11 protein-coding genes are annotated in these 8,330 nt (G+C 54.8%); 4 read left to right on the top strand and 7 right to left on the bottom strand.

Annotated features, from left to right (window positions below):
• Positions 1-217: 217 nt before the first annotated feature.
• Entirely contained in the window at positions 218-1,096 is an 879-nt protein-coding gene (locus AC1DUO_RS06310; protein ID WP_013573831.1) for a U32 family peptidase, read from the bottom strand.
• A 14-nt stretch (positions 1,097-1,110) separates the two neighbouring features.
• Positions 1,111-2,106, bottom strand: a complete 996-nt coding sequence (ubiU, locus tag AC1DUO_RS06305; RefSeq protein ID WP_013573832.1) for a ubiquinone anaerobic biosynthesis protein UbiU — start codon at positions 2,104-2,106, stop codon at positions 1,111-1,113.
• A gap of 315 nt (positions 2,107-2,421) precedes the next feature.
• On the opposite strand from ubiU, the gene ubiT reads away from it, so the two are divergent.
• A complete protein-coding gene (gene ubiT / locus AC1DUO_RS06300) occupies positions 2,422-2,943 on the top strand; it encodes a ubiquinone anaerobic biosynthesis accessory factor UbiT (RefSeq protein WP_013573833.1) in 522 nt (173 codons plus the stop codon).
• Complete coding sequence (locus AC1DUO_RS06295) at positions 2,937-3,440, top strand: GNAT family N-acetyltransferase (RefSeq protein WP_013573834.1); 504 nt, start codon at positions 2,937-2,939, stop codon at positions 3,438-3,440. The genes ubiT and AC1DUO_RS06295 overlap by 7 nt, the downstream gene beginning before the upstream one ends.
• A 40-nt stretch (positions 3,441-3,480) precedes the next feature.
• On the opposite strand, the gene AC1DUO_RS06290 is transcribed toward AC1DUO_RS06295, so the two are convergent.
• A complete protein-coding gene (locus AC1DUO_RS06290) occupies positions 3,481-3,783 on the bottom strand; it encodes a GIY-YIG nuclease family protein (protein ID WP_119261172.1) in 303 nt (100 codons plus the stop codon).
• 115 nt (positions 3,784-3,898) lie between these two features.
• Between AC1DUO_RS06290 and AC1DUO_RS06285 the strand changes: the two genes are divergently transcribed.
• Both AC1DUO_RS06285 and AC1DUO_RS06280 read left to right on the top strand, forming a co-directional pair.
• Positions 3,899-4,333 (top strand): YhbP family protein, encoded by a 435-nt coding sequence (locus tag AC1DUO_RS06285; RefSeq protein ID WP_013573836.1) that lies wholly within the window; start codon positions 3,899-3,901, stop codon positions 4,331-4,333.
• A 105-nt stretch (positions 4,334-4,438) separates the two neighbouring features.
• Positions 4,439-5,080 carry a Rossmann-fold NAD(P)-binding domain-containing protein gene (locus AC1DUO_RS06280; RefSeq protein WP_013573837.1) on the top strand — a complete coding sequence of 214 codons (642 nt, stop codon included), beginning with the start codon at positions 4,439-4,441 and terminating at the stop codon, positions 5,078-5,080.
• A 98-nt stretch (positions 5,081-5,178) separates the two neighbouring features.
• On the opposite strand, the gene AC1DUO_RS06275 is transcribed toward AC1DUO_RS06280, so the two are convergent.
• The 4 genes from AC1DUO_RS06275 to phnL form a co-directional block, all read right to left on the bottom strand.
• Entirely contained in the window at positions 5,179-5,817 is a 639-nt protein-coding gene (locus AC1DUO_RS06275) for an LbetaH domain-containing protein (protein WP_013573838.1), read from the bottom strand.
• Between the two features lie 8 nt (positions 5,818-5,825).
• Complete coding sequence (gene phnN / locus AC1DUO_RS06270) at positions 5,826-6,401, bottom strand: ribose 1,5-bisphosphokinase (protein ID WP_013573839.1); 576 nt, start codon at positions 6,399-6,401, stop codon at positions 5,826-5,828.
• Between the two features lie 75 nt (positions 6,402-6,476).
• Positions 6,477-7,613 carry an alpha-D-ribose 1-methylphosphonate 5-triphosphate diphosphatase gene (gene phnM, locus AC1DUO_RS06265; RefSeq protein WP_013573840.1) on the bottom strand — a complete coding sequence of 379 codons (1,137 nt, stop codon included), beginning with the start codon at positions 7,611-7,613 and terminating at the stop codon, positions 6,477-6,479.
• Complete coding sequence (gene phnL / locus AC1DUO_RS06260) at positions 7,610-8,317, bottom strand: phosphonate C-P lyase system protein PhnL (RefSeq protein ID WP_014411575.1); 708 nt, start codon at positions 8,315-8,317, stop codon at positions 7,610-7,612. Before phnL ends, phnM begins: the two co-directional genes overlap by 4 nt.
• Positions 8,318-8,330: the final 13 nt, after the last annotated feature.

The raw sequence follows: 8,330 nt of genomic DNA, 5'->3' as shown, positions 1-8,330 counted from the left end.
CTTCTTACGTAGCAATGCATTACCGTTTTTATCCTGAGCGTGGACATGGAACGAATGCTTGCCGAGGTCAATACCGATGAGCGTAACGTTTTGCATGATGATCCCCTTCAGAAAGAAAAACACCCTGTCAGCGTACCGCTCACAGGGTGGGGGTGACCATCTTATTAAGGGATATGACCGTAACGTCATATCCCTTTTTAATTTTGTCTGCATGCGGTTACTGACGCAGTTCCAGCCCGGCGACGCGCTGCCAGTAGCCGTTACAGTCGGCTTTATCGGTGAGCGTCAGCGGATGCAGACCACGTTCGTTAGTACGAAACGCTTCGAGTGTGGCGAGCGTGCCGATGGTTTCCGGCGACAGACGCACAATATCCACCAGTCCCTGCATCGACGTCAGTTCATTGCCGAGGTTATAGCAATACCCGCTCTGCGTCTGAATGCCGTTGAGCACGAACACCTGCTGATTTTCCTGAGACAGCATTTTGCGGCCCTGCGGATAATTGATGCAGCAGGTTTCACACTCATCCTTCGCCCGGTTTTCTGAGCGTGCGGTAAAACAGCGCGCCGAATACGCCAGCGGCAGATGTCCGTAGGACAACACTTCCACTTCAAACTTATCGCGGATGCCCAGATCCTGACACTGGTTCAGCAGGTTCACCAGCCAGTCGCGGGAAAGCTCGACCGGCATACACCAGCGCACCATGCCCTGTTTTTGCAGGATTTTCAGCGTGACCGCGTTATAGCAGTTCAGCGCATGGCCGACGACAAACGGCAGGTTACGCTCAGCCGCCATATTCACCGCGCCGAAATCATTGGCTTCCAGCAAAAACTCGCCATTCTCCACATAACGTTTCAGTTCGTTAAGCTCGGACGGTGCCTGTAACAACGCCAGCGTGGAAATCACCACCTGTTTGCCGGTTGCTGCCAGCTGACGGGCGATCTCCAGCCAGTCGTTCACTTTCATTTCACGGCGTTTGGTACATACATTTTCGCCGAGGTAAATCACATCCGCGCTGCTGGCCGCCGCGGCCTGATAAAAATCTTCAACCTGTGCTTTCGGCCAGTAATAAAGGATGGTGCCTAAAGAATATTTCATCATCGTCTCTTCAGTTACTGCCACTTGCGGTGATAGGCACCGAGCGTCGTTTGTGTGCCCTCAGACATGGAACCCAGCGTGTTCATCCAGGCTTCATCGGTTTTGAAGTTTTGCGGATCGGCCATACAGCGGTCGATGGCCGCACGCCATACGCGCGCGACCTGGCTGACGTACGCCGGGCTGCGCTGGCGTCCTTCAATTTTCACCGAGGCAATATTCGCGGCGAACAGTTCCGGTAATAATTCCAGCGTATTCAGGCTGGTTGGTTCTTCCAGCGCATGGTATTTCGCGCCATCCACCAGATAACGACCTTTGCACAGCGTCGGATAACCGGCGTTTTCACCTTCTTCATAACGGTCGATCAGGACATCATTCAGCCGTGATTCCATGCCCTGTGCGGTCTGTTGCCAGCGCACGAACCGCGCCGGAGAACAGGCACCGACGGTATTTGGCGATTCACCGGTCAGATAAGACGAAAGATAGCAGCGGCCTTCGGCCATAATGCACAAACTGCCGAACGCGAACACTTCCAGCGGCACAACGGTAGTACGGGAAAGCTGACGCACCTGATGCATGGAAAGCACACGCGGCAATACCACTCGGGCGACATCAAAGTTGCGTTTATAAAAACGAATGGCTTCGTCATTGGTGGCCGAAGCCTGCACCGACACATGGCGCTCAACGTGGGGATATTTATTCGCCGCGTAATCCAGCATCGCCAGATCTGCCAGAATCAGCGCATCAGCGCCGAGTTGTGCCGCCATATCCACCGCGCGTTCCCAGCGCTGATAGCCGTCAGGATGTGCAAACGTATTGATGGCGATATGCAGTTTACGGCGGTGGCGGTGAACATAACTGGCGGCTTCCTGCAGCTTTTTTTCCGTAAAATTCAGGCCGGCGAAATGGCGCGCATTGGTGTCATCTTTCAGGCCGATATAAACCGCATCAGCGCCATTGTCGATTGCCGCTTTCAGCGCAGGTAAATTTCCTGCCGGGCAAAGTAGCTCCATTCTCGTTCCTTACTGCAACCGGTCAGCCAAAGCTGAAAAGTTGGGGGTGATGAAAAGCCAGTTGCCGACGTCATTCATTCATCAGTCAGGGCTTTGATTGGTGAACTATTTTAGAGAAGGCAGGGATGCAATATTTTGATTTGAGGCAGTTTCTGCGGCGTTGAAGGGCTTACCGCCGTCGGGGAGGTTGTACGTGGCGTTTTTCTGTTGCAGTATTTATTGATGTAGACCGCTGAACGTTCCCGGCAATGTGTCAAAATAGGCCGTATAACTGCCTTAAAACTTGCCGAAAAGTTACCGAAAGGAGTAGTGCCAGTGTTGCAAAAACTACGTGCACGTTTGGTCCGCCAGGGCCCATCCCTGTTGAGTGTGCCTTTGAAATTTACGCCGTTTGCGTTGCAGCGTCAGGTTGTGCAACAGGTGCTGAGCTGGCAGCTTCGTCAGGCGCTGGCTGATGGCGAACTGGATTTCCTCGAAGGTCGATGGCTGAAAATTGATGTCAGCGATCTGAATCTGAGCTGGCTGATGTCGGTGGACGAAGGCAAGCTGGTGATCGCTGAACACGGCGAGGCGGATGTCAGCTTTAGCGGAAGCGCCAACGACCTGATCCTGATCGCCGCACGCAAAGAAGACCCGGATACGCTTTTCTTCCAGCGACGTCTGCGCATTGAAGGTGACACCGAGCTCGGTCTGTATGTGAAAAATCTGATGGATTCTATCGATCTCGATACCATGCCGCTGTTGCTGAAAAACGGTCTGCTGCGTCTGGCCGATTTCGTCGAAGCGGGACTGCAGGAGGACCGCGGGTCAAAAACTCCGGTAGCTGAGCCATGTTAATCCGTACTGAAATTCCGGTCGATGCTGCGGGCATAGACCGTCTGCTGCGCGCCTCATTCCCGACCGGCGCTGAGGCTGATCTGGTGCAGGAATTGCGCGAAGATGGTCTCCTGACGCTTGGCGTGGTCGCGACCGACGATGAAGGTGGCGTGGTGGGGTATGTGGCGTTCTGTCCGGTGGATATCCAGGGCGAAGACCGCAACTGGGTCGCGCTGGCACCGCTGGTGGTAGAGCAATCTCTGCGGGGGCAGGGGCTGGGTGAAAAACTGGTATACGAAGGGTTAGATTCCCTGAATGAATTTGGTTACGCCGCCGTCGTGGTATTGGGTGATCCTGCCTATTACAACCGTTTCGGTTTTAAACCTGCCGCCGTTCACGGGCTGCATTGCCGCTGGATTGGTACCGAAGCGGCGTTCCAGTTGTTCACCTTATCAGACGATGCGCTGTCTGACGCCAGCGGGGAAGTGGTTTTCCCTTCAGCATTTAACCGTTTCTGATTTTACTCAGAGGCAGTAAAGGCCGGTTTTCCGGCCTTTTTTATTTCCCGCTTTCCGCTAATCCCAGATAATTTTCCAGGCATTCCGGCGCGTTTCTCACCAGCAGCTCTTTCTGTGCCTTACTCAGTTTTTTGACTTTTATTTCCAGCTTTGATGCCAGCGAGCGGTCACCCGCAGGGCACTGGAATGCCAGCTGTAATTCCCCTTTTCCACGCAACGATTTCGCCCCTTTACCCGACTGATGCTGGCCGAGACGCCGCTGCACGTTTGTCGTGATGCCGGTATACAACATCCCGGTGGGGGTTCTCAGCATATATAAAAACCAGTTGGCGGCGGTGGGCATAAGCTCGGGTATGGGAAAGAAAAGGTTGTGTAAGTTTACCCGAAAGGCACAACAGAGTGAGGCAAAACATCGGCATACCGCGTTAAACTGCGAGAAATGAAAATAAGGATCGGCGATGAATAACCCTGATGACCTGAAACATATCCTGAAATTTCTGAAAAAGAACCATGTGCTGGCGCTGTGTGCCTCTGCTGACGGTGAAATGTGGAGCGCTAATTGTTTTTATGTCACCGACGGGGACAGCATGACGCTGTATTTCATGACGGAACTTAAAACCCTTCATGGTTCGCTGATGTCCCGATCGCCCCACATTGTGGGGACGATTGCGCCACATCCGAAAACCATCGCGCTGATTAAAGGCATTCAGTATCGCGGCAAAGCGACCGTTCTTGAGGGTGAGGAGGAAAGCCGTGCACGCAGTCTGTATTGCAAACATTTCCCCGTCGCCATCGCGATGAAAGCGCCGGTCTGGGCGCTGAAACTCAGTCATATCAAAATGACGGATAACGCGCTGGGATTTGGTAAGAAACTGCTGTGGGATCGGCAGTGAGTCTGACTGTCAGCAGTAACAGGAACTGTCTTATAGCGTGATATTCACATTCAGGTAACACTTCAATTCTCTGTGTTTGTATGCCGTTATTTAAAAGGAAGTGATATGGCAAAAGCTCTTCTGCTGGGTGGAAGCGGGCTGATCGGGCGGGAGCTTTTACGCCTGCTGCAACTGGATCCACGTGTCAGCCGTATTGTCGCGCCGAGCCGCCGTCCGCTACCACCGGGCAATAAACTGATTAATCCGCTGGGCGCGAATCTGACCTCGCTGGTTGTCGCACTCGATGAACCAATTGATTTGCTGTTCTGCTGCCTGGGGACCACGCGTAAACAAGCGGGCAGTGCACAGGCATTTCGGGCAGTCGATTACGATCTGGTGGTCGATTGCGCCAAAGCAGCACGGGAGCTGGGCGCACGTCATTGTCTGGCCGTCAGCGCCCACGGTGCGGATGCGCATTCGCGTTTCCTCTATAACCGTACCAAAGGGGAAATGGAACTGACGCTGATGCAGCAGGGCTGGCCGTTGCTCACGCTGGTCAGGCCGTCTCTGTTGGTTGGCCAGCGTCATCCGCCGCGCCTGCTCGAACAACTGAGTGCGCCGTTATTCAAAATGCTGCCAGGAAAATGGAAAGCCGTTGAGTCTGATGTCGTGGCAAAAGCCTTGCAGGAACAGGCATTTAACGCCGGTCTGGGCGGGATCACCGTGCTGGAATCCGATCAGATTGCCGCCAGCATTGAAGAACTTTAATTGGTGTGATCCGCTGAAGCGGATCCTTGTGATAAGGTATCAGGCAAAAAACGCAAATTTTCTGCCTGCCCGACCTTAAGCCCGATCCCTGTCGATCTTCACAGATATTTTTCCGCAAACACCGCCAGATCTCTGAAGTCTGGCATCCTTTCTTTCAGCGTTTCATGATCCCAGTTCCACCACTGACTTTTCTCGATCCTGGCGATCATATTGTCGTCAAAACGCATGCCAATCTTTTTCGCTGCCACACCCGCGACGATGGAGTATGGCCCGACGTCTTTGGTCACCACTGCCGACGTGCCGATTACTGCACCATTGCCGACGGTCACACCAGGCATCAGCACCGCGTTATGGCCAATCCACACATCGTTACCGACCGTGACGTGATGCTCACGCCGCCAGTCAAAGAAATCCTGATCGTCTTCACCGAGTCCGTACGCCGAACTGCGGTAAGTAAAATGGTGCTGCGCCACACGTTGATAAGTCGGATGATTGCCGGGATTGATCCGCACATAGGTGGCGATTGACACAAATTTGCCGATCGTCGCGTAGAAGATCTGATTGTTTCCGGCAGTGTAGGAGTAATCCCCGATCTGCGTTTCTTCGATGATCGCGTTATCTGCAATATGCACATATTGTCCGAGTTGCGATCCATTCAGCTCGACCTGCTGACCGATTTTAGGCTGGGCGTAATTTTGTTCCTCAGCCAGTGAAAAGGGAGAAATAATGTCTGTCATAGGATCCTTCATCGCGAAGTTACGGGATAAACGGGCACGCTGACCGGTAATGAAAGGACAGCCAGAAGATGCTGTAAAGTTTCCTGCAATGCGCCATCGTTGTTTAGCAGATGGCAGCCGGCGGGCAGCGCGCTGGCATATTCTCTGGCGCGCTGAAGACGACAGGCAATTTGCGCCGCGTCTTCGCGCCCGCGCTGCGAAAGGCGCGAGGCCAGCACATCGTCTGAGACCTGTAAACACACCGGCAGCAGGCGCTGACCATAACGCTGACGGGCTTTTTCCAGATGCGCGCGCGAGCCGTTCATGACCACATGACAGCCCAGTTGCATCCAGTGGTCTATCTCAATGCCCACGCCATACCGGCACTGATGCGCGTGCCATTCCAGCGCGAACAACCCCTGCTGGCGACGCTGAAGAAATTCGGCTTCACTCAGCGCAATATGGTTTTCCGAACCGGCGTCTGCGGGGCGCGTAATATAACGATGTGCCACGGTGACGTTGGCCGGTAAATGCTGGCGCAGGGCGTCGAGCAGACTGTCCTTTCCCGAACCCGAAGCGCCCATCAGATAGAGTAAACGACTCATTTTTTCTCCCTTGCTGAGTAAGAATCCGGCCTGCTGCCTCCCCTGCGAAGGGGGAGGAGCAGAACTCTCCTCCCCTCAGAACACCTGAATGCCCTGACGCCAGACGTTTTGCACGTAGTGATGATCGCCATGTGCCCGTGCCAGCACCAGATCAGCGCGCTTGCCTTCTGCGATTTCACCACGATCCTGCAATCCGAGCGCATTGGCCGGATTACGTGTCACCAGCTTCACCGCCTGCGGCAGGCTGAAAGCGTTATTGTCGTCAGTTGCAATGCGGAAGACCGCATCGAGCAGGCTGGCGGGATAGTAATCGGAAGAGAGAATATCCAGCAGGCCGAGCGAGGCCAGATGGTGCGCCGCGACGTTGCCGGAATGCGACCCGCCGCGCACGATATTCGGTGCGCCCATCAGCACCTGCAAACCGTTGGCGTGCGATGCACGCGCGGCTTCTTCAGTGGTCGGGAATTCGGCGATCACGCTGCCGAGTGCCAGTGATTCTTCAACATGCGCGGCAGTCGCATCGTCATGGCTGGCCAGCGAAATATTGCGCTCGCGGCAGTGTGCGGCAATCGCTTCACGGTTTGGCTGCGCCCAGCGGCGCGAGAGGGCTATTTGCTCTTCCTGATAGTCGTCCATCTGCTCGTCGTTAAGGTTGTACTTGCCCTGATAATACTCACGATACTTCTGCGGTGTGGCGAACTGGCGCTGTCCGGGCGAATGGTCCATCAGCGAAACCAGTGACAGTATTGACGTATCCATCAGCTTCTCGAACAACGGCAATGTGGTTTCATGCGGCAGTTCGCAACGCAGATGCAGCCGGTGTTCGGCGCGGTTCAGACCGGCATTCTGGCTGTTGATGATGGCGTCGATCATCTTTTGCAGATTATCCAGACGATGCCCGCCGTCGCGCACATCGCCGACAGCGACGGCGTCCAGTACCGTGGTAATGCCGCTGGCGACCATCAGCGCATCGTGGCTGCTCATGGCAGAATGGGCCGGCCAGTCAACTTTCGGGCGCGGCGTAAAAAATTTATCCAGATTGTCGGTGTGCAGCTCGATTAAACCCGGCAGCAACCAGCCTCCCTGCGCATCCAGCGCTTGCGGCAACTGACTGCTGCTGTCTGCGAAGGCGCTGATCACGCCATTTTTCATCTCAAGCGATCCTTCAACAACCTGATCGTCGAGTACCAGTCTGACGTTATTGATGATCATACGGACATCTCCGGCGCCGTTTCCGGGCTCATTTCATACAAACGATCGGCAACACGTTGGCGCACATCTTCATCGTGGAAAATCCCGACTACTGCTGCTCCGCGCGCTTTGGCCTGTTCAATCAGCGTGACCACGGCGGCGCGGTTGGTCGCATCCAGCGAGGCGGTCGGTTCATCGAGCAACAGCACCGGATAATCCACCACAAAGCCGCGGGCGATATTCACGCGCTGCTGTTCGCCGCCGGAAAACGTTGAGGGCGCAAGATGCCACAGGCGTTCCGGCACATTCAGATGGCGCAGCAATGCGCTGGCGCGGGCTTCGCTTTGCGCTTTATCCACACCCAGTTCCAGCAGCGGCTGCATCACCAGATTCAGTGCGCTGATACGTGGGATCACCCGCAGAAACTGGCTGACCCAGCCGACCGTATGGCGGCGAACGGCCAGGATCTCGCGCGCTTCGGCGCTGACCATATCAATCTGCTGACCCTGATGTTCGACCCAAATTTTGCCGCTGTCCGGCAAATAGTTGCCGTATAACGAGCGCAAAAGGGTGGATTTTCCGCTACCGGAGTGGCCGTGCAGCACCACGCATTCCCCGGCATCGACCGTCAGGCTGGCATTGCTGAACACCGGTAATCTGGCGCTGTTCTGGTTATGCAGAACGAAAGTTTTACTGAGATTTTCGACCCTGAGCTTCGTCGTCATTTTGGTCACTCTT

The organism is Rahnella sp. P4_A8, assembly GCF_056402435.1.
This window is presented reverse-complemented; position numbering and strand designations above follow the sequence as displayed.